This window comes from Rhizobium hidalgonense (genome assembly GCF_005862185.2).
GTDB lineage: Bacteria > Pseudomonadota > Alphaproteobacteria > Rhizobiales > Rhizobiaceae > Rhizobium > Rhizobium hidalgonense.
On record NZ_CP054030.1, the window covers coordinates 96,123 to 117,389 of the forward strand.

Genomic DNA, 21,267 nt, shown 5'->3' on the forward strand with positions numbered 1-21,267 from the left:
TCAAGAACCCTCTCCGTGGTGCGGGTCAGGACCCGCCCGGCCTTTCGGCCTGGTTGGCGGACGCTGCCGCGACTTCCTCAAACAAGACGGTGAGGAGGAACACCTTGCGCTACGCCCTCATGCTTCGGGCATCCGCTCCAGGCGTTCCTCCTCTCCTGCGGTGCGCTCGCCGTCTCATCGTTCGCTTGCCATCGATGCCCGTTCTCTCCGGTCACGGACATCCCGGCAGCTCACGACGACGGCTCGCTTCAGCATCTCCCATCGAACTGGCCTGGCGACCGTGCTGTTCCTCCGGCGCGGATCACAGGCTCAAAGCCTGTGATCGCTGTTGCTTTGTCTGACGACTCGCAACAGCATTGGCGCCTCGGGCACGGTCGCCGGGCCAGTTCGATGGGAGATGGCAGGATAGGCTAACGGTATACCGTTAGCCGTTTTCGCCCGAGGGGCGATGGCCGAGAGGCGTGATCAGTGCCGGAATCTGTCGCCGCTTATTCGCAGGCGTTGGGTCTGCCCGAACATGGATTTGGTCTTGGTAGAGGTCGTTCGGCGGCAGAAAGAGGCACCTCCTCACGGCGCCACCTTGAATCGCTAGTCTGTGAATCGGCGAGCGGGCAATTCCCCCGTTTCGCCAATCAGTAAAAGAGAGATCGGGCATTCTCGCGTTTCGGCGGTTGGGCTGGCCGGTGGATCAGCGAATAGGTTCGTCAGCGATTGTGCGGCTCGGAGAATAGGCGAGGGGGTGCTTCGCCAACTGTGCTCATCGGCGAACCGGCCATCGCGCTTATTACTCATAGACGATTTCAGCGAATAGGTGGTTGAGCCAATTGGCTTTTTGCGGATTGGGAGTATGAGCCGATAGGTGGCTTCGCGAACCGGCGGTTCGGGGATTGCGTTGATGAGCGATCGTGCGAATGAGCGTCTCGCCTATGTTTTGCGGAGAGGCTCTTAGCTGCCATTTGCGAAGTTAGGCGCCAGTTCCTCGGGCATTCCGTTGGGTACCGACTGCTTGAGAAATTCAGGAAAGCTGCCACGCGAGCGCTGAGCAGATGTCGCGACGGATAGAGCGCCGATAATGCGATCTCAGATCATCAGCAGATGCAGGTTCAAGACGTCGTTTGTGCGTGGCCGCGGGTGAGCAAACGACCTTACGGCGAGCCTCGGTCTTCAACACGAGTCTTTCAGATGGTATGCCGCCCGATCAGAGGAGTCCCTGTCCGAGCGATGGAGGTTGATGATCCGAGCGGCATCTTTGAAGCTTATCCCGTGCTTCTTGGCAAAATAGTCGACGTCATATGGATCGGAAATTTTCCTGCGTGTGTCCTGCTCGATTTGTTGACTTCGCCGCATAGAATTCTCCTCTGAACTGACTAAGGGAAGGTCTCATGCAACGATGTCTGCTTCGTGGTTGTTTGACGATAGTGAATGCTATTCGGAAGTCGTCTTGGAGGCAGTTCTGTGTTGTCTGTTGCAGCGGAGACTCTGTCGAGCTGGCGCCAGGGCCTGCTTTGTCAGGCCTTGGCACTCTTACGCTGATCCGAGCCTGTGCTCCGTGCCGACCATCATGTTGTGGCGGTAGTCGTATGGCGCGTTCGTCAAAATCTTGAGACGGCCGCATCTGGTTGAAAAGATATTATACTGGAGTATAAGTGTAGCCGGCGGCGCGAGGGGTAAGGTCAAGGGAGATCAGAACACCCCTGCGTGGCCTCCACGCTGTTAACACCGGGTCTGCATCTGACACACAACCGATCGCTACTGACGAAGGAATGGTACAAAGTTCCGATATCTATTGATTGCCTGGGCTGCGGCGCACAGACCCGGTCCGCCGGCATTGTCGTCGGACCGTCGAGCCTGATCACCGCTGCCGACGGTTCTGAGGAGGATGTTCTGACGCGGCCATGGACACTGATTGATGCATTCGCATTCGTAGAGTCACTCGGTGGTCGAACGAAGAATGTCGAGAAGTTCATCGTGAACCGATTTCACAGCGCGTTTGCGTTCCGGAACGATCGCTTGTTATCGATCTGCGAGCATTGCGGAGAAAATCTATCAATTGCTTCTTTCCGCTCCGCCGCCATGAACGGCTTCGTCCGCCTGGGGCAGAAAGGTCTGCTGGTCAACGAGCGGATGATGCTGTTTGCGTCACACGTTGTGTTGACGGAATTCCATGGCGGCATGTCAATCGAGGCAAGCAGCCTGCCGCATCCAGACTACGCGCTCATGCTCATTTGCGATGCGGAAAGCGCAGGCGGCGAAATCGGGACTATCGAACTATGGCATAGCATTGCGCGTAGTGATTACGCCATTGTCGTCAAAGGCCATGAGGGCCGAGAGATGTTCCGCGACGCTTTCAATGAGGATCTTGAGGACGTTGTGGCAACTATTTCAGATCTCGGACTGGTTCTGACGCAGCTTCACTTGGCACAGGCATCATCACCCTATTGCCAGCTTGCCCGTGACCTCTTTCTCGAAACCCTTGCCCGTTTCGGATATCGGCAAGACAATTAGAAAGCAACGCTATGCGGATTTCCAAAACGCGATCGGTTTCATTGGCGATAATGATGCTGTTGTCCGGATGCGGCGACCTTGCACGCGTGCCGCGACCGCTGCCACCAGCCCCATTTACTTATCTCAGTCTCACCGCCTGCAGATCCTATGCAAGCAATATCCTCGAGTGCCAGCTTGAATATGGCACCCAATTCGGACGCCAGCGCCTCGGTCCTGTCCAGCAGACGGGGCTTGATATCAGTCGCGATGACAGCCGCTATCAGGTCACGTCATGTTACTCAGTTCCGAGGATACAGAAGGAACTGCCGAATTTCGTGTGCCGAATCTCCAAGGTCCAATCGGGGGCCGATGCCGGTTCGGTGTTGATCAAAGGCGGCACAGCGGTGCGCCTTGCCCGCATATTGGGTGATCGTGAACAGATCCAATATCGGTGGACGCCGGATAAATGGTCGCGCCTACGCGATTGATTTCCTTTGAGAAAGGTGTCTCGAGCCGCTGCTGCCGCAGCAAAGATTATACCGGAGTGAAACTTTTAAGTTGATTTCCGCAACGGAATGCAGTCAAAACTTATACCGCAGTATAATTTTTGACTGGTTCGGCCATGGATCGCATCCCATTTTCGCCCGTGAAGAGACCGCAAAAGTCATGGTCGCGAAGTACGCTGTGGGTTGCTGGAATGTCGGCCTTCCTGCTCACCGGTTTCGCTTCCGACCCTCGCGACAGCGATCTGCCCTTCAATTCGGGAACTCCCGCTCACGCCGTTGGGCCTGGCGGTATCACGACTGAGAAGGCAAGGAGAGTGGCAGCCAACTTGATCCCAATTGCCGTTTCAACTCTGGCCGTTGCAGCCAAGCAACCGCCACAGCCGACCATCGATTGGGTCAACTTCAGTCAGCGCTTTGACGCGCCGAAAGATGAAGATCCGATTGGACCCGGCGTTCTTTCCTTGGACACGGTTGAAGAGTTTGAAAACAGTCGCGCGGAATTGCCGGGAGAAGCGGCTGATAGCGCGAATGCACGCCGCGAACGCACGGTGCATTCGCCGATCGACGTCTTTTCTTTTGAACAGACGCCGTCCCCTCACATCGTCGATCCGCCGGTCGCGTTAAAAGCTGACGGCGACCTGTCGCCGAGACAGCCGCGATCCGATCTGCTTTCCGGCATTCCCGAAGAATATGCAGAACTCGCATTGGCGATCGCCGCTGCGGAGGAAGTTGACCCCAACTGGGTGCTCTCGATCATGCGGGCCGAAAACGCCAATTTCGATCCGCGTCTCGTCAGTCCTGCCGGTGCCGTCGGCTTGATGCAGGTGATGCCGGGGATCGGTGCAGCCTTTGGTGCGAATGATCTCATCGATCCCGAACAGAATATCCGCGCCGGCACGCGATTCCTCCGTGTTCTCATCGACAAGTATCGCAATCCTGTGCTTGTCGCCTCTGCCTATAATGCCGGTGAGCCTCGTGTCGATCTTCGCCACTCCTTGCCGTTGATCCGAGAGACCGCCGACTATGTCACGCGTGTCGTCGGGTTCTACGTTGGACCGGCGGCGACCTCTACGGGCACGCCTAGCCTGTCATCCGCCTCGGAGTCCGGCTTGAAGCGCCGGGCAGGAACTGCCGGCCGCGCAAAGTCGCCAATGCTTGTCTTTTCTGTTGCAGATCCGCTCACAGCGGCGAACCGCTCCCCCAAGGAAGAGGGGCCGACCCACGTTGGCGGTCCGATTAAAATCGTCAAGGAAGAGGTGCATTGATGAATGTAATCACAGTGGCAGTCCTTTATGGCAGCGTCGCCTGGCGTTCGAGGACGAAGCGCAAATGGCTCGGCAATGCCGCGATGGTGTTTGCGGCCAGCCTGATCCTGCTTGTCAGCCAGTTCGAGCCAGCCGCGGCGCAGAACCTTGATGCGCTGCAAAATGCCGCTGACCGGCTGGTGCAGTTCTTTACCGGCCCCTTCGGCCGCTCGGTCGGAGCGATCGCCTTCATCGGCATGTTTCTGGCCGCAGCCTTCGGTTACTGGTCCTGGGGCGCCCTGCTTCGGGTCGGGGGAAGCCTTGCCGGCATGTTTGCTGCCGCCGAGCTCGTCGACTTCCTTGCTGGCAGCGGATCTTGAACCATGGCTGGATCAAGCAACACCGCCGACGGTGGCGATGAGTACATCGAATCCTATCCGGTCATCTTGGCTCTGACGCGGCCGCCGACGGTCATGGGGATTCCTTACACATACTTTCTGGCGGAATGCTTCATCTCGCTGATGGTGTTCATGATCTTAGGCTCGATCCTCTGGTTCCCGGTCTGCTTCGTGATCCTTCACAGCATTCTCTATGTGCTGACGGTGAAGCTCGACCAGTGGTTTTTCGAGATCGTCGGACGGCTCAGTATGTGCGGCGTCAATCCTCTGGGTCGACGGCTCGGCGGTGGCATCAGGACCTATGGGGCGTGATCGATGGGCACCATGGCGAGATCGTTGAAAGGGAGCTTGTCGAAAGGTTGGGAGATATTCGCCGACCGCAGCATATCGACACACGTCCCGTTCTATGTGCCGATCGAAAACGGCATTATCCGTTTGAAGAACGACTGCCTGGTCTCCACGGTGCGATTGACCGGCTTTTCGTTTGAGACCGCCGATATCGAGACGATCAACATGCTGCAGCGGCAGCGCAACGCGGCGTTCCGCGCGATCTCGTCGATCGGCAATTTTGCGCTCTACACTCACGTCGTCCGCCGCAAGGTCGCGCCGTCGCTGCCATCGGCTTTCGCCGATCCCTTCATGCGGCGTCTCGACGACGTCTATCAGTCGAGCATCTCCAGGAACGAGATGTTCGTCAACGACACCTATGTGTCCGTGGTTGTTCGGCCGCTGTTCAGACAAGGCTCGGCGCTGTCCCGTGTCATGGGCATCGGCGGCAATGTCGTGCGCAGGGAGCAGTTTCGTGCGATGCGCGACAAGCTTGTCGAAGCAACAAGGGCTCTGGAAAAATCGCTTGCCGCCTACGGTCCGAAAGTCTTGCGCGACGTGCGGCGCGTCGAGGTCGATCTTGGCGACGGAAAGACGATCTACCGGACCATCTCCGACGACACGATGCTTGAGGACGGCACGCGAACAATCTGGTTCTCGGAGCAATGCGAGTTCTTCTACACACTGCTGAACGGCGGCCGGGTCCGGCCGATCCGTCTCGGCAATATACCGATCGACGAGATGCTGCCGGCACGGCGGACGTCGATCGGCAACCGGATCATCCATCTCCAAGGCGAAGCATCCGGCGATGATCGCTATGCCGCGATGGTGTCGCTGAAGGAATATCCGCCCGAGACCGGCGCCGGCATGCTCGACTACATCCTCAAGCTGCCCTTCGAGATGGTGCTGACCCAGTCGATGTCGTTCATCGACGACATCGCCGCCCGCAGCCGCATCGAAAGGCTCGATCGGCAGATGTCGAAGGCCGACGAGGGCGGCTCCAGCGTTCAGGCCAATCTCGACATCGCCCGCGACGAGCTTGCACGCAAACGTGTTGCCTTCACCGAGCATCACCTCACCGTCATGCCAGTCGCAAAAACAACGACCCAGCTTGACGATGCTATCGCGCTGATCGGAAATGAGCTTGGGGCGCTTGGCGCCTCCTATGTTCGCGAAGATCTGAACGCCGAGCCGGCCTACTGGGCGCAACTGCCTGGCAACCAGGCCTATATTGCGCGGCGCTCTCTCATCTCGACGCTCAATTGCGCGGGCTTGAGCAGTTTTCACGCCTATCCCTACGGCAGGCCGGACGGAAACCATTGGGGACCGGCGATCACCATCTTCGAGACGACCTCCGGCACGCCGTTCTTTTTCAATTTCCACCAGGGGGACGTCGGGCACACGACGGTCTTTGGACCGACGGGTTCGGGCAAGACCGTCATCATGGCGTTCCTGATCCTGCAGGCCTACCGCGTCAGTCCTCGATTGAAAACGATCGTCTTCGACAAGGACCGTGGCCTCGACATCATGGTGCGGGCGGCGGGCGGGCGATACATGACACTGGAGCCCGGCGAACCGTCTGGGTGGAACCCGCTGCTGCTCGACGACACCGAGGAAAACCGAGTTTTCCTGTACGGGCTTTTGAGCTTCATGCTGAAGCCGTCAAAGGACGGCGAGAGCCTGACGCCGCAGGAAGAAGCTATCATTCGCAACGCGATCAAGTCCGTGCTCAAGACAAAAGACAGATCGTACCGCCGGCTCTCATCCTTGCGTGCCCTCTTGGCCGGAAGCGAGAGGACCGAAGGCAGCCTGATCGCCAGACTCGACAAATGGGTCGACAAGGGACCCTACGCCTGGCTCTTCGACAATGCCGACGACGACCTCGACATTTCCAGGCCAATGATCGGTTTCGACATGACCTCGATCCTCGACGATCCGACGGTGCGCACCGCGGCCCTCCTCTACATGTTCCACAGGCTGGACGAGATCTACGATGGCAAGGCGCCGATCATCAACCTGATGGACGAAGCCTGGAAACTGCTCGACGACGACGAGTTCAAGCGCACCATGAAAGACTATTTCAAGACCATCCGGAAAAGGAACGGTCTGGTGATCTTTGGCACGCAATCGGCCGACGACGTCGTGCAGTCCAGCGTCAGCCGCACGATCATCGAGCAGACGTCGACCAACATCTTCTTCGCCAATCCGAAGGCCGACGAGAACTCCTACATGGAGCATTTCGGTCTCTCCAGGGCCGAATTCGACTGGGTCAAGAACGGCGACCCGAGCTCGCGGTTCATGCTGATCAAGCAGGCGAAGAGCAGCGTGATTGCGCGCGTCGACATGTCCCACATGCCGGCGTTCATCAAGGTCTTGTCCGGCCGGGAGGAGACGGTTCGCGAGGTCGAGATGCTGCTCGACGAATACGGAGACGATCCGAAGAACTGGCTGTCAAAATTCTGCGACTGGGAGGGGGGAGCGTCCGATGAACAACGCAAGGCTCCCTGAGTTGGCGACGGCCGGCGTGCTGGCGCTGGCGACAGTGATGACTCCCGCGCTGAGCCGCGCTCAGGTTCCGGTCATTGACAACGCCCGCCAGAAGATCCAGCAGGCGACCTTGAACTGGTACCAGGGCTATCAGGCCGATACCCGGAAACTGAAAAGCGCCTCGGGTGGAACGACGGACAGCGTGGCGCCCGGTCAGGGCTCCGGCGCACCCGTCGATTGCTCGGCAGACGGCATGGCGGGTGAGGCCGCGCCGGCTGCACCATCGAAGCGGACGCCGAGCCAGCAGGAAGTCGCCCGCATGGTGGAGGACGAGGCGATCCGCCAGGGCGTCGATCCGAATTTTGCGCTCGCCATTGCCGAACAGGAATCGCGCTTCCGGCAATCGGCGCGCTCGGCCGTCGGCGCCACCGGCGTCATGCAGTTGATGCCGGGAACCGCCGGTCAGCTCGGCGTCAATCCCTACGATACGCGCGATAATATCCGTGGGGGCGTCAGATACATCAAACAGCTTCAGGGAATGTTCGGCGATCGCTACGACCTGATCGCCGCCGGCTACAATTCCGGGCCCTATCGGCAGTCGCTGCAGAACGGACAGATCCCCAATATTCCCGAGACGCAGGGCTACGTTCAAAAGGTCTCAGCCTATTACAGCCGCAACAAGGCGCAAAATGGCGACCGGACCCCACCGGCTGGCAATAATGCCGAGCCCGAAACCGTCAGCGACAGCCAAGGCTGCGGCGAGCAGCTGAAGAAGGCTGTCGACCGCAACACGCAGGCGCAGGTCGAGCGCGGATCGGTCTGGAATGAGCTGCTTGGGAAATCGATCGAAGCGAACCAGCAATATCTGCAGCGCCTTCAGGCCGGGTTGCAATCGTCGTCGGCCAACCTACGCGGCTCCGGTGGCGGCAATTCGAACGATTTCGACGGTTCGCTCGTGATGGCGCAAGTCCAATGCCCATCGACGATCGTCGACACCGGCAGCACCCGCTGCTTTGCCGTGCCGTCGACCGCCACGACCGAGCAGATCCAGCGGTGGCTCGATGACCTTCAGGAACGGGCACGTGCCAATGGCACCATCGCGACCTTTTCGGCGATGCAAGATCCCATATTGGGCCTGGTGACGGTCGTCGATGCCAGACCGACAGCAAACTGAATGGACAGGAGAGGTTAGGCACATGAAGACATTTGTCATCGCGGCAGCCCTTAACATCGTTGCCGTCTCGCATGCTTACGCGCAGGTCCCCGTCAAGGATTCGGAAAACATTTCGCTTAGTGAGGACATTAAGCGACTGTCGTCCCAGATCCAGCAGGACACCTCGGTCGTCAAGGACAACACGACGAAGACCCTGCAGGCGATCACAGGCGATCGCAGTCAGGATGCCAGCCAGTTTGCCAAACTTGCGACCGGCAATGGCTTCAGCATGGGGCAAGCGCCGGATTTCGGATCGATCCTGTCGGCAAATCAGGCCGTGTTCGGCGGCATCAGCGGTCAGTTTCAGAACACGGCCGCCAAACTGATTAACGGCCTCAACCTGGTGAAGATGGTGGTCGATACCGTCAAGGGTGGTGAGCTCTCCGGCGCCAACCAGGCCTATTCGCAAGGGGTCAATGCCTTGACGACGATGACGGCGCTGACGGATGCGATGAACAGCGCAACGAAGGATCGGCAGAACTCGTTCATGCAGGCAACCGAGAAGATCGGAACGGCTCAGGATCTGAAGGGTGCGCTCGAACAAAACACCCAGATGGTGCTGCAGGGCAACCAGACCGCAAACGAGGCCGTTGGTTCCCTCAACAACCAGGTCATGCTTTTAAACCAGCAATATAAGGCCGCGCTCGCCACTTCATCGCAGAACCTCAAGACCTTCGCGCCGCTTCCCGACAGTGTCATGCGGGATGGGGGCTTGGAGCAGCAGGGGGCCTCGGTTCGCAATCAGTTGAAGGCATTCGAGGAGCAGGAGCAGTGAGGCCGATGCTCATCCTGGCATTTTGTTGCGCGGCCCTCAGTGGCTGCGGCGGTAAATACGAACAGTTGGCGAAATGCTCGCCTGACGAAAATCCCGTGCCGGCGCTCGGTTACAACAGAGAGCCGCAACCAGCGCCGCCGGAACAGGCGCTGGCGAGAGTGGTCAAAGACGATTGCGGCCCGATGCGGCCTGTCAATTAGGATGCGACATGGATCCAGTCAGCTACGCAATCAATTTCTATGGCGACGCGCTCCGATATTTCGACAAGATCAACGAAGCCTCCCTCGAACGCGCGTGGGGCCTGTTTGCCGAAAATAGCAATCTTGTCTCAGCCATTCTGGCGATCTTCCTGATCCTCTACTTCCTCTGGGGCGCCCTCGGACTGTCGAGCGTGTCCCTGCAGGACATGGCGGTTACGGCTTTTAAGATCGCGCTTGCTTATGCCTTAATAATGTCCTGGGCCACCTTCTACGACAATATCGGTCAGTTCGTGCTGTCGTCGCCTCAGGATCTTGGCTCGGCTATTTCCTCGGCAATGGGCGGGCAGTCGGCCGGTTCTGATCTGGCCAGCCAAGTCGCCTCAATGGCGCGTAAGGTCTACGACTTCGCCATGCAGCTCTTCAATTCCTACGAGTCGGGGTGGCTGCCGAATGTCACCGGCGCTGTGGTCGTGTTCATCGTGCTGGTGTTCGGTCTGCTGCCGATGCTGCTCATCCTCACCGGCGTGACCCTGTTTGCCAAGATGATCACCGCCGTGATGCTGGCGATCGGGCCGATTGCGATCCTCTGCTACTTTTTCGGCATCACGCGATTTGTCTTCGATGCATGGGTGAGGGGTGTCGCCTATGGCATGTTCATGCTGCTCTTCACCTACATCATGGCCGGGCTGTCCTTCGGTTTTCTGATCGGCATGATGGACACGATCAACGGCGACATGGCGACCAAGGAAAACGCGCTCGCGATCGTGCTTGCCATGGTGCTCTACCTGGCGCTGATCTCCTATTTCATTTTCCAGGTTCCGGATTTCGCCAGAACCTTTTCCTACGGCACGGCAATATCGGGCGTGCCGGGCGGGGGCGGTGTCGATACCGGTTACAGCGCCACGCGGAGAACACTTGCATCCAGCAATTCGAGGACGGGGCAGGCGGGAGCCGTAGCGCTTGGCATGCTGACTGGTCCGAGAGGCGCCGTGACGGCGGCAGCACTTGCCGCCCGCGGCAGTGTGGCGGGCGTCGGCGCGCTCGGCCGGATGCTGACCAATCGCCGCCGCAACAGCGAGTGAACGAGACACTGTTATTCGAGGGCAACACTTGGCATTGTTCAGAAGACAGATAAGACCTGCGCCGACCGATCATGTCCCCGGACCGCAGGAAATCTATGACCGGCACTTGTCCTGGGGCGAAAAGAACCGCTCGCTTCGGACCTTGATCGGTTTCATCCTGCTCGTGTTCGCCGTGGCGGGCTGGGCCATCGCCGGAATACTGTCGTTTTCGGTGGCGCAGCTCTTCCCGCTTGTCCGCACCGAGGTGGTGCCCCTGATCGTGGACAAGAATACCGGCTACATGGAGACGGTGACCACGCTCGACAAGGATCGGGCGAGCGTCTCGGAAATACAGGCCGTTCGAGCCTCATTCGTCGGCAATTACGTCATCCGCCGCGAGACCTACGATCCCCGTTATCTCTCGGACAACTTCGACATGATCGCGCTCTGGTCGGAACCGAACTCCGATGCCTTCAAGGAGTATGAGGCGTGGATGAACCCGAGCAATCCTCGAGGGCCGGTGAAGACGCTGGGTGCCACCGGCGACATCCGGCCGGAAATCTTGTCGGTCAATCCTCTCAATGCTTCGACCATGGCCGTCCGATTTGAGACACGGGAACGCCAACGCGGTGGCGACGTCGTCAATCGCTGGTCTGCGACGGTGCGCTATCGGCAGATCAATCTTCCTGCGAGCAACCGGGTTCGTCTGTACAATCCGTTGGGCTTCGTCGTCACCGAATACGCGAGGGTTCCGGAGACCATGCCGTCGGGGACTGCCCAATGATGAAACGGATGGCGGCGCTTTCATTCTTACTGCTGCTGGGAACCACGATCGGGCATGCCGAATTGGTTGCCCGTCCGGGAAGGCTCGATCCTCGGGTGCGCTCGCTACCCTATTCGGCTGAACAGGTTTTCCTGGTGACCGGCACCTACGGGATGGTGACGACGATCCTCTTCGGCACGGACGAAGAGATCACCCAGGTCGTTGCCGGCGACACCGTCTCCTGGCAGATCCTGACTTCGGCCGACCGGCGTTCCCTGACCTTGAAGCCAATGGAAAAGGACGCTTCGACCAATCTCTCGGTCGTCACCACCAGGCGGACCTACTCCTTCGATCTGCGGGTCAATGACAGCAAGGGGATCCAGAATCAGACCTTCAAGTTGCAGTTCACCTATCCCGAAGATGCCGGGCTGAAGGGGACGGCCGAGCTTTGGAAACAGGCGCAGAATGCTGCCGGCAATCCGAACCTCAAGAACATTCGCCGCGACAAGGTCAACTACGACTATGGCTTCAAGGGAAGCGATGCGGCAAAGCCGCTCTGGGTGTTTGACGACGGATTGAAGACCTTCATGAAATTCACCGGCGACATCCCGGCGATCTTCATCGTCGACCGCAAACGCCGCGAGAGCCTCGTGAACTACCGTCGCGAAGCCGATTATATCGTCATCGATACCGTCTCGCGGCAGTGGTCGCTACGCTATGGCACCGAGGACGAGACGTGCCTGTTCAATCTGCGAACTGTTCCCGCCGATATTCCGGCGCCGATTGAAGGTGCGGTTGCGCCAAAGCGGATCGGTGCGGGCGGTTTCCCGCAACAAGCTCAACATTAGGAAGGCGCCGTGTCGGATCCCAACTATCATTCGCTCGACACTGACAGCGCGATCGGCGGTCCGGTCCGGCGGAGCGGCGTCGGTCTCATGCGGCCGATCGCGGTTATCGCGGCCATCGTTGGTGTCGGCGGCGTCCTTTACTTTCTGCTTGCCGGTGGCGAGCAACAGCCGGCGATCGACACGACGCCGCGTGAGGAGTTCCGTCCGGTCCAGACACCGAGGAACGAAGGGTTTAGAACGCCGGCCCCGCCTCCTTTGCCGACGGTCGTCGTTCCGGAAGCACCGCCGCCGCCCCCTCCGCCCCCGCCAGCGCCCGTCGTTCCGGCGGCTGCTCCGGTTCTCCCACCGGCCGAGGTCGACTGCGCCAGAGGCAAGAACCCAGACAACCCCCGATGCGTCGAGCTCGCACGCCAAGCCAAGCTGCTGGAGCGTGTTCGCTCTTCCGCCATGGTCTTCGATCAATCGGATCAGAGAAACGGCGCGGCACGGGCCTCGACTGACGCCACCGGTTCCGGACTGTTCGGCGCCGGCGATCCGTCCAGCGCGCAAACGGCAGCAGCGTCAAACGGCGGCGGCGCGGTCGATAATGATCGAGCTTTCCTGAAGGCGATGGGCGGGCAGGGTGTGGACGTTTCGGTGGCAGCCGAGAACCGCCGCACGGACGCCTGGATCCCGCAGGGCACGATGATCCGCGGCACGCTGGAGACGGCGATCAATTCAGACCTCGCCGGCATGGTGAAGGGGATCGTACGCGAAGACGTCTATTCTTTCGACGGCCGTCGCATCCTCATTCCGGCGGGGTCGTCCCTGATTGGCGATTATAAATCCGGCGTCGAGCGGGGGCAGGAGCGGATCCTAATTGTCTGGACACGGATGATCCGCGGAGACGGCGTCTCAGTGCAGCTCGGCTCCTATGGCACCGATCGGCTTGGGCGCTCGGGCATGACGGGTGTCGTCGACCGAAAGTACTGGGAACGGTTCGGACCACCGGCGATGATGACCCTGATCGGTGGCGCCACCCAATACATCGCCCAGCTTGGTCAGAAGCAGGATCGCAATATCACCATTATCAACGACAATGGCAGCGTCACCAGCATACCGCAGGACGATGGCGAAACGTCGCAGGACCGTGCCCGCGAAATTGCCGCCGAGACGATTGCCTCCGGCATCCAGCAGCTGGCGTCAGAAGCCTTCCAGGACAGCCGCAATATCCGGCCGACGATTCATATCCCGCAAGGCTCCGACATCACTGTCTTCGTAACACGCGACCTCGACTTCGCCGGGCTTTATCCGGATCCGGTCCGCGAAGAGTTTGAGAGACTGCGCAGAAGGAAGCTTGGCAAATGAATGCACGTCCAGCAATTTCTGCTGAGCAGCACTTTCTATCTGAGGCGATCGAGCCGATCCGGCCGTTCCTCGACGATCCCGGCGTGGTCGAGATCTCCTGCCAGCGCAGCAATGAGATCTGGCTGGAGCGTATCGGCCAACTCAGCATGGTGAGGCAGCAAGTCGATGGCCTCGACCAGGAATCAATCCGCCATATGGCCGCGCGCGCCGCCTCGTTCACCAAGCAAACCGTCAATGCCCAACATCCGCTGCTGTCGGCGACGCTCGTCAATGGCGAGCGCGTGCAGTTCGTGCTGAATCCGACGTCGGCAACCGGCCATGCCTTCTCCATCCGCAAGCAGTTCATCCGCCGTTTCGATTTGACCGACTATGAGAAGGCTGGCGCTTTCCGCTTCACCAAGGTGACGGGGGACGACTATATTGACGACGTCGATATCGAGCTGTCGCGGCTGCTGCGGGCCGGTAAGGTTCGAGCCTTCCTGGAGCTCGCGGCAATCAATCACCGCAGCATGCTAATTTCGGGCGGCACCTCCACCGGCAAGACGACCTTTCTGAATACGATGCTCACCGCCATTCCGAACCATGAGCGGTTCATCCTCATGCAGGACACAGCCGAACTGGAGCCGAGCCAAGAAAATGTCGTGTCGCTGCTGGTCTCGAAGGGTGGCCAGGGAGAGGCGAGGGTGACGATGACGGATCTGCTGGCTACGGCGCTTCGCCTCAGACCGGATCGGATTTTCATGGGCGAATTACGCGGCGCCGAGGCCTTCGACTTCCTAAATGCGATCAATACCGGGCATCCCGGTTCAATGTCGACCATCCACGCAAACTCACCGCACCACGCGTTCGACCGGCTGTCGACGCTGGTGCTCAACAGCAACGTGCGCATGGAGCGCGACGATATCATCCGATACATCCGCTCGATCATCCCGATCGTGGTCCAGTTGAAGAAGAGCGATGCCGCCGGCGGCCGCGGCCTCAGCGAGATCTACTTTGCCGACGAGGTGGACGAAAATGGCAAGCGTATCCACGCACACAGAGATTGACCGTCCGAAGTGGACGGGCCTGCAGCGGGCATCGTTGTTCACCTTGCCGGTCGCACTATTCGGAGTCGCTGTCCTCTGGCTCGCATTCTTCACGCTAATCTACGACGCCTACATCACCTCGTTCGGCTCTTCGTCCTACTTCGACTATGTCGGGCAGGCGCGCTTAATCGACGCCGTCCGCTATACCTGGTCGACCATCCATGTCCGCAACACGGTCGGACTTTCGCTTCTGGCCTTCGCCCTTGCCTTGCCATTCCTGTTTTTCTTGGCTTGCCTCTGGATGCTGAAATGCGGAAGGGCGCTGTCGCGCAAGATCCTCTATCTCCTGCATGTCCGGTCGATGTTCAGCCTGCTTGCGCACACGGCTCTCATCTTCGCCGCCGCTTATGCCGGCGTCATCGTCTACGGCGTGGCCTTTTATCTCGTTGCCACCAAGGCCGGCGAACATGCCGAAATCGCCAGCTATTATGGCAATCATCTGGCCGCCATGTATCAAGCGCCGTTCGGGGCGACGGATGCAGCCGATGCCTATCAGAAGCCGTCTCGACAGACGGTGCTCGCAGCCCTCGCGGGCCTCGCTGCCGCGGGTGCCATCGTCGGATTTCCGATCGGCGCGGCAATCCAGAAACGTCAGCGGATGATCATGGGTAAAGCGCGGCTGGCCACCTTGAAAGACGCCGCTGATTTCCGGCTGCGCGACAAGCACGGCATCGTGCTTGGGCTGAAGCAAGGCCTGCTCTTGCGCAACGATGGCGACCAGCACGTCATGGTGATCGGTTCGCCGGGGCAGGGCAAATCGCGGAGCTTTGTGATCCCGACGATGATGAGCTTTCAGGGATCGCAGGTCGTTCTCGACATGAGCGGCGAGTTGTTCGAAGAGACCTCCGGTTACTTGAACCACAGGGGATACGAGGTCTTCCTGCTGGCGCCCGGCTCGAAATATACCGACGGCTACAATCCGCTCGACCTGATCAGTGAGGAACCGAACCAGCGGATCACTGATCTTCAGAAGCTGACGCAGATGCTGCTGCCGGAGCGGCTGCGATCGGATTCCTCCGATTTCTGGGAGGAAAGCGCCAGGATCCTGCTGACCGCGATGCTGGGTTTTGTGCTCGAATGCCCTGACACCCGCAAGTCGCTCAGCGAACTCTATCGCATTCTCAACTCGATGTCGGACGAGCGCAAGGCGATCATCCAGTTATTGGAAAATTACGAGCCGGTTCTCTCCGACCAGACTCGCATGCAGCTGACCAAATTCGCCGGCCGGCATGAAAAGCTCGGAGAGGGGATTGCCGCAGAGATAGTCGCCAAGCTCAACTTTCTGCAGAACCCATTGGTGGAAGCGCTGACCTCGATCACCACCATTCCGATCGGCACCATCAGAAAGCGTAAGCTCGCAATCTACATCCAGGCGGACTGGAACGCCATGCAGATTTATGAGCGGCTGATCTCGATGTTTATCCAGCAGATGGCCGACAAACTTGTGCAGATGGGGCCATTGCGCAACGGTGAGCACGAAGTCCTGATGATGCTCGACGAGTTTGGCAATGGCGGCCGGATCGATACGGTCCTGACGCTCGCCCCACTGATCCGCAAGAATGGCGTGCGTTTCGTCTTCATCCTTCAGGATGGCGCCCAGCTTGAAAGGCTGTATCAGCGCTCCGGCCAGAAGATCCTGATGGGCGCTTCGACGATCAAGCTGTTTATGAATTTCCAGAACCAGGAAGATGCGAGGGCAGTCTCGATGGCCGCCGGCAAGACGACGGAGTGGGTCGAGCAATCGTCCTATTCGCATCGTCATGGCCGAAGGCAGCGGTCGATATCGAAGGTGCCTGTCTCTGTCGATCTCCTTCCCGTCAATACGCTGATGATGATGAAGCCGGAAGAGGCGATCCTGCAGGTCACCGGCATGCCGCTGATGCGCATTATGAAGCTCGACTCCGGCGGTGAGCGGATGTTCTCGAAAGTGCGAAAGTTCAAGCCGATGAAAAGACCTTGCATGGAGCCGGTTGAATGGACAATCGCCGACAGCAGGTCCACTGCGGCGGCCCCGCCCGCGACCGGCGCTGATATCCATTTTGAGCGCTTCGTCGTCAAGGATGCTGTCCGCCACGTCTACATCTCCTCGCTCGACGAGCTGCGTCATCGCCTGGATCTCGACGAAACGCGCGAGGCCGGTGTGGCCGAGGAGGAGGTGCGGGAGGAAAAGCGGAGCAAGCCGGGACGCAAGCAAAGGGGAGAGACGGCGGGCCGGCAACGAAAGCGCGGCGTGCCGAACGCTACTAGTGCTGCTCGTGAGGGTGACTTCGATCTAAAAATCGACGAGGCGAAGCTTACCCGTAACGTCTATTCGGGATCACCGGGACATCGGGGCAATCAACCCAAACAGCCCATTGGCCAATCGGATAAATTCGATCCTCGGCCGGTGGCGCCTGTTCTTCAGCGGCAGGAGGTAAGAGACACATTTGGAGCGGATCTTAACGCGCTGAACGACGTGATCTTCCAGCAGGCCGAAGAGAACGCGCTTGAGCCGGTAGAGCTCAACGCGGACGTGGAGCTCTTGATTGAGAGCCTTTCGGAACGGCTCACCGAGGACAGTTCACGAGCCTACCTACACCAGTTCGCCAACCTGGCCCGAGATCCGCTGGGCGAGGATCGGGAGCAATCTGTGACCGAGGCGCACGCTGATTAGCACAAGCGTCTGTCGATCACCGACCCTTCATTACGGCGCGAGAGGAAGCGAGATCGCGCACCGTCTGCCAGGAGAGCAATACATGGGTGAGATCAGACATCTCTCAAGCACAGAATTTTCAAAGGGTCTCCATCTCGAACGAATTGTCGCTGCGGCCCGAGCTGACGCCGGCTTTTGGCTGATGGTGAAGGAGCGCGAGATGGAGAGGCAAGCGATTGGAGCCGAAGTTGACCGTGAGGGCGATGGTGAGGATGCGATCGACAAGTCGGCGCCGGCGAGGCTGACGCCGACGATCACAGAACTGGCTGACGACCTCGTGTCGCGCATGTTCGGAACTTGCCCGCCCGAGGTACTGGTGATCATCCAACAGGCGCTCCTCGATGCCGCGAGAGTTGAGCTGAGCGCTGTCCGGTGAAATCCGATCAAACGCTATGGAAAATGGTGTTCATAACTTATCTTCAGGTCAGGATGTCGTCATCGGATGTTGGCGATGTATTGTTTCCGGCCCGACGAACTTGATCGATCACCCAGTCCTGTAGCCGCCTGGCGGTGTTTGCAGCCTGCGCCTCCGCGAGGTCCTTGGGAAAAATGCCAAAGATCGGCCCGATATACTTCATGCGAGGCAGTGTCTTTTCCTTCGCTTGCCGATATTCCTCGGTCTCCATCCCAAAGGCTTCGATAATGAGGTTCACCGGCCGGGATCCTCGATACGACGCCTCCAATATGAAGTCCGGCCTGCACGGACCAATGGGAGTGTCCAATGCGAACAGCGGCTTGGTGATCTTGATGCGAAGATCCGGCGCGACGTCGAAGAGAGCTTGCTGTAGCCAGAACAGCAGATGCGAAACGTCTCTTTCGAATCCCGATTCCACCGGGAAGAGCGTATCGCCGTTATAGACCGGCTGGGCGTAGGCCTGGACCGCTCGCACCGGTCCTTCGTCATCCTCCTGAAAATCGACGTTCAGCAAAGTCAGGAACGGACCCCTCAGCGCGGGATCGCCCCGCAATGGCTGGCGGACCTTGCCGAGCACCTCGATCGTTCGCGAGGACGATGCAGGCATGATCGCCTGCGCCGATACGCTTTTTGCAAACAGCAACATAAAGCCGGTTCGCCGAAGATTTTCCGGCCAGTCCGAGCGGGAGGTTACGAGCAAACGCTGCCACCGGCTGGCCGGGTCCCAATAATCCGCGGCCCATGTCGACATTAGTGCGTTTAGTGTCCAGGTCCGCAGCACCCTGAGCTCCCTGGCGGCGGAACGTATCCCCGAGAGCTGACCTCCCAGCGTAAGATCGGGCTCGTCCTGCAGCGGGGGTATGACGTTTGTACCCGCCTTATCCAGCATCCGCCACAGGATGCCGCCAAGTCTGGAAGGACGGTCGTTTCGTTCCCTCGATCGGGTGGGATCATCGTCCGAGATATCAGCAAGACGGTTGGGAATGGCCGGAAGGGCGTCGACGTAGCTGCGCCCCGATTTTGGCAGCGGGCGGATCTGATAGCGACGATCGAACAGAGGGGGAGCAGCGTCCTTGTCTACATGGAACGGGCACGTCTGCGCATGGTTTGGCCGCTCTTCATGCCGGTGCGGGTCCGCCTCCTTCGGGGTCAGTCGTCGCAGCGTAAATGTACGCTCCTGTTGGATCGGAGCGAGCAATGGCTGCAAGCCAGCGGCGAGGCAATCGCATTCAATCCAGCCGTCCATCACTTTGGCGCCTTTGATGACCGAAAGCGCAATAGCCTCATCTTCCTTGGATGCAGCGTTGCCATACCAGGCACGCAACGCGGTTGCCTCTCGGCCGGACAGGTCGGTAAGTGGATGGGCTGAACTGTTGCGAACGACGATCCGCATGCCAGACCTTCAATAGCCGAGGACCCAGAGCCGATATCCGAGGTATCCCACACCGGCGGCGGCGCTTGCGGCGATGATCGTCTCTTCCCAAGCTCGGATGTTCCAAGCCCTGCCTTTGTCGATGCGCGAACCTTCGAGCACAGCCGAAAGGAAGGCATAGATCGGGATCATCATCGCGTAACCCACCGTGAGGCTGTCTCGGATTACGATGCAGGCGAGGAGGAAAACAAATCCGAGAACCAGGGTCGCCACACATAGCCGCCGCAAGTCAAATCGGTAGCCACGCTTTTTAAGCGACGTCATCGAGAGTCTCCTTCGAACTCAATTTCGAAAAATATAACTGCAGTATAAGTGATGAGCGAGCAGCGGCAAGGGACTCGAATCTATGGAGGGACTTGTCCATGAGGATTCGTGCCGATTGAAGACGTCGCCAACTAGTGGGCTCGGCGGTCCCAGGAGGTTGCGACATCCTCTTGCGGGGCGTGATCGTCGCAGTGTAAGACGTGTAACGAAGTTGTGAACGGTTGGATGCAAGAGATAGGCAACAAAGCGTTTACGCTTGGTCATCGTGGTCTCTAGCCGGCATCAGGCATTGGATGAGCAGTAGAATTTCGAACAAGTCCCGGACCAGCAGCTGCGGCGGCACCCTCTGTCGCCGGGATGATACGTTCCATCGTGCCGCATCGAGCACATCTTCCGCCAAGGAAGCCGTTCCATGTCTCGTGTGAAAGACGATCAGTCCGGCAACGCAGCGGACGTTTCGATATTGAAGGCGCTGTCGTTTCAAGAAAGGCTTGCCATTGGCCTGCGGCGATTGAAGACCGAGAGGGGCTTGTCGAACAAGGATCTGGCCGAGCAACTCGGTGTATCGGAAGCCTATATGTCGCAAGTGACCCGCGCCATGCGTGACGTCAAGCTGTCGACCCTCGACAAGATGCAGCGCGAGTGGAATGTCATTATCGAGGATTTGCTCAGGGTCACCGAAGAGGATCTCTCTCGGATAGAAGCTTTGAAAGCGCGCCGAGGGAAGAAAAATGCTCCCGAGACCATGTCCTGATTTTCCTGTCACAGTGCACGATCGGGCCTGGGCTAGTGATTGAGGTTAAACCAGAACCTTTCCTTCACGCCCTGGTCATTCGGGATGTCGAAGAAATACGGATCGGCTCGCCGCGGTCGCGGGGTGGCAACTTGCTGGATGCAACCATCACGGCCATTTCCGAAACTGCGCTCTATCGTCATACCTGACTGTCTCGTGTTGGCATTGCGGTCGATCGGTGATCGGCAGACATCGACCGTCTTGATGCACCGGTCGGGCTCGCCCCGCCAGCCATCGTCGCCTTGCGAGCTGTAGCCGACGGTCGTTCCGGCCGGGCAATCCTCGAAATCCTCGCGCCCCGGCTTGCCGGCATCGGCCTCATGGCAAATCGGCCAGGAAAAACCCGGTTCCTTCATCGCGGCAATGAGCTTTGTCATGGGTGGAACACAATAGGGAACGCCGTGCCAGGACGGATTTTGCGATGCCGCACACAGCAGAACCTGACATCCCCACGAGGCGTCGTCGGCATTTGCGCCACCGACCGGGATTGCAAGGGCTGTACCCGTCAATGTTGCGACCATAATCAGGAACACTCTCATTGTTCGCCTCCGTTATCGACTATTGGATTTGCGCCCAGGTGCCGTCAATTTTCGCAAGGAAAGTACGCCCGGTTGCGCTGAGCCGGCAAAGGAGCCTGGCATCGTCGTGATGGTGCCGGTACAGGTGACACCGGGCACAGCTAAGCGTGGCTTGCACTCCGAAAATCCTGATCGACCGGCCCGACTTCGCGATCGCCATGCTTGCCTCTTCGTCACTGGGAGCGTCGACAGGCGATGGTTGCTGCGCCGCCACCTTCAGCCGGACGATCTCTTGTTCCAGCTCGGCGACACGATCAGGTCGCGCCAACTCATTGATCGCGTAGCCTCCCGCTGTTCCAACAAGGAAAGAGACCGCGGCAGCGATCAGCGCGGTAGGTAGACGCTTAGCCACCGG

General features: G+C 59.2%; 21 protein-coding genes and 1 pseudogene. 16 read left to right on the plus strand and 6 right to left on the minus strand.

Features of this window, described 5'->3' with window-relative positions; translation table 11 throughout:
- Positions 1–945 precede the first annotated feature (945 nt).
- A pseudogene (locus FFM81_RS33060) lies at positions 946–1,085 on the minus strand (LysR family transcriptional regulator); the annotation flags it as partial.
- Between the two features lie 79 nt (positions 1,086–1,164).
- Entirely contained in the window at positions 1,165–1,347 is a 183-nt protein-coding gene (locus FFM81_RS33065) for a hypothetical protein (RefSeq protein WP_138333774.1), read from the minus strand.
- Between the two features lie 351 nt (positions 1,348–1,698).
- Here FFM81_RS33065 and FFM81_RS31630 point away from each other — a divergent pair, with 351 nt between their 5' ends.
- From FFM81_RS31630 to FFM81_RS31700, 15 genes are all read left to right on the plus strand, one after another.
- Positions 1,699–2,505 carry a hypothetical protein gene (locus tag FFM81_RS31630; RefSeq protein ID WP_246401453.1) on the plus strand — a complete coding sequence of 269 codons (807 nt, stop codon included), beginning with the start codon at positions 1,699–1,701 and terminating at the stop codon, positions 2,503–2,505.
- Between the two features lie 11 nt (positions 2,506–2,516).
- A complete protein-coding gene (locus FFM81_RS31635) occupies positions 2,517–2,972 on the plus strand; it encodes a hypothetical protein (RefSeq protein WP_138386333.1) in 456 nt (151 codons plus the stop codon).
- A gap of 332 nt (positions 2,973–3,304) precedes the next feature.
- A complete protein-coding gene (locus tag FFM81_RS31640) occupies positions 3,305–4,255 on the plus strand; it encodes a lytic transglycosylase domain-containing protein (protein ID WP_246401455.1) in 951 nt (316 codons plus the stop codon).
- The gene (locus tag FFM81_RS31645) at positions 4,255–4,614 is read left to right on the plus strand and encodes a TrbC/VirB2 family protein (RefSeq protein ID WP_138386331.1); all 360 of its coding nucleotides are present in this window, start codon (positions 4,255–4,257) and stop codon (positions 4,612–4,614) included. The genes FFM81_RS31640 and FFM81_RS31645 overlap by 1 nt, the downstream gene beginning before the upstream one ends.
- Before the next feature lie 3 nt (positions 4,615–4,617).
- Positions 4,618–4,944 (plus strand): VirB3 family type IV secretion system protein, encoded by a 327-nt coding sequence (locus tag FFM81_RS31650; protein ID WP_138386330.1) that lies wholly within the window; start codon positions 4,618–4,620, stop codon positions 4,942–4,944.
- Between the two features lie 3 nt (positions 4,945–4,947).
- Positions 4,948–7,467: a VirB4 family type IV secretion/conjugal transfer ATPase gene (locus FFM81_RS31655; RefSeq protein WP_138386329.1), complete on the plus strand. Its 2,520-nt coding sequence runs from the start codon at positions 4,948–4,950 to the stop codon at positions 7,465–7,467.
- Complete coding sequence (locus tag FFM81_RS31660; RefSeq protein ID WP_138386328.1) at positions 7,445–8,620, plus strand: lytic transglycosylase domain-containing protein; 1,176 nt, start codon at positions 7,445–7,447, stop codon at positions 8,618–8,620. The genes FFM81_RS31655 and FFM81_RS31660 overlap by 23 nt, the downstream gene beginning before the upstream one ends.
- Positions 8,621–8,642: 22 nt before the next feature.
- Positions 8,643–9,434, plus strand: coding sequence for a conjugal transfer protein (locus FFM81_RS31665; protein ID WP_138386327.1), 792 nt, complete (start codon positions 8,643–8,645; stop codon positions 9,432–9,434).
- Between the two features lie 208 nt (positions 9,435–9,642).
- Positions 9,643–10,716, plus strand: coding sequence for a TrbL/VirB6 family protein (locus FFM81_RS31670; RefSeq protein WP_173883905.1), 1,074 nt, complete (start codon positions 9,643–9,645; stop codon positions 10,714–10,716).
- Between the two features lie 142 nt (positions 10,717–10,858).
- The gene (locus FFM81_RS31675) at positions 10,859–11,479 is read left to right on the plus strand and encodes a VirB8 family type IV secretion system protein (RefSeq protein WP_246401458.1); all 621 of its coding nucleotides are present in this window, start codon (positions 10,859–10,861) and stop codon (positions 11,477–11,479) included.
- Positions 11,476–12,306, plus strand: a complete 831-nt coding sequence (locus FFM81_RS31680; protein ID WP_246401460.1) for a TrbG/VirB9 family P-type conjugative transfer protein — start codon at positions 11,476–11,478, stop codon at positions 12,304–12,306. Before FFM81_RS31675 ends, FFM81_RS31680 begins: the two co-directional genes overlap by 4 nt.
- A gap of 9 nt (positions 12,307–12,315) precedes the next feature.
- Positions 12,316–13,653 carry a type IV secretion system protein VirB10 gene (gene virB10, locus FFM81_RS31685; protein ID WP_138386325.1) on the plus strand — a complete coding sequence of 446 codons (1,338 nt, stop codon included), beginning with the start codon at positions 12,316–12,318 and terminating at the stop codon, positions 13,651–13,653.
- Positions 13,650–14,699, plus strand: coding sequence for a P-type DNA transfer ATPase VirB11 (virB11, locus tag FFM81_RS31690; protein ID WP_138386324.1), 1,050 nt, complete (start codon positions 13,650–13,652; stop codon positions 14,697–14,699). Before virB10 ends, virB11 begins: the two co-directional genes overlap by 4 nt.
- The gene (locus FFM81_RS31695; RefSeq protein WP_138386323.1) at positions 14,668–17,391 is read left to right on the plus strand and encodes a type IV secretory system conjugative DNA transfer family protein; all 2,724 of its coding nucleotides are present in this window, start codon (positions 14,668–14,670) and stop codon (positions 17,389–17,391) included. Before virB11 ends, FFM81_RS31695 begins: the two co-directional genes overlap by 32 nt.
- Before the next feature lie 82 nt (positions 17,392–17,473).
- Positions 17,474–17,806, plus strand: a complete 333-nt coding sequence (locus tag FFM81_RS31700; RefSeq protein WP_138386322.1) for a hypothetical protein — start codon at positions 17,474–17,476, stop codon at positions 17,804–17,806.
- A 43-nt stretch (positions 17,807–17,849) separates the two neighbouring features.
- Here the strand turns inward: FFM81_RS31700 and FFM81_RS31705 are convergent, their stop codons facing one another.
- Together FFM81_RS31705 and FFM81_RS31710 are read right to left on the minus strand one after the other, a co-directional pair.
- Positions 17,850–19,238: a hypothetical protein gene (locus FFM81_RS31705; protein WP_138386321.1), complete on the minus strand. Its 1,389-nt coding sequence runs from the start codon at positions 19,236–19,238 to the stop codon at positions 17,850–17,852.
- Between the two features lie 9 nt (positions 19,239–19,247).
- Positions 19,248–19,541: a hypothetical protein gene (locus FFM81_RS31710; protein WP_138386320.1), complete on the minus strand. Its 294-nt coding sequence runs from the start codon at positions 19,539–19,541 to the stop codon at positions 19,248–19,250.
- Between the two features lie 412 nt (positions 19,542–19,953).
- On the opposite strand from FFM81_RS31710, the gene FFM81_RS31715 reads away from it, so the two are divergent.
- Positions 19,954–20,295 carry a helix-turn-helix domain-containing protein gene (locus tag FFM81_RS31715; protein ID WP_138386319.1) on the plus strand — a complete coding sequence of 114 codons (342 nt, stop codon included), beginning with the start codon at positions 19,954–19,956 and terminating at the stop codon, positions 20,293–20,295.
- A 32-nt stretch (positions 20,296–20,327) separates the two neighbouring features.
- Here FFM81_RS31715 and FFM81_RS31720 read toward each other — a convergent pair whose 3' ends face one another.
- The gene (locus FFM81_RS31720) at positions 20,328–20,873 is read right to left on the minus strand and encodes a hypothetical protein (protein WP_138386318.1); all 546 of its coding nucleotides are present in this window, start codon (positions 20,871–20,873) and stop codon (positions 20,328–20,330) included.
- Positions 20,874–20,892: 19 nt separating this feature from the next.
- Positions 20,893–21,264, minus strand: a complete 372-nt coding sequence (locus FFM81_RS31725; protein ID WP_246401462.1) for a hypothetical protein — start codon at positions 21,262–21,264, stop codon at positions 20,893–20,895.
- Positions 21,265–21,267: the final 3 nt, after the last annotated feature.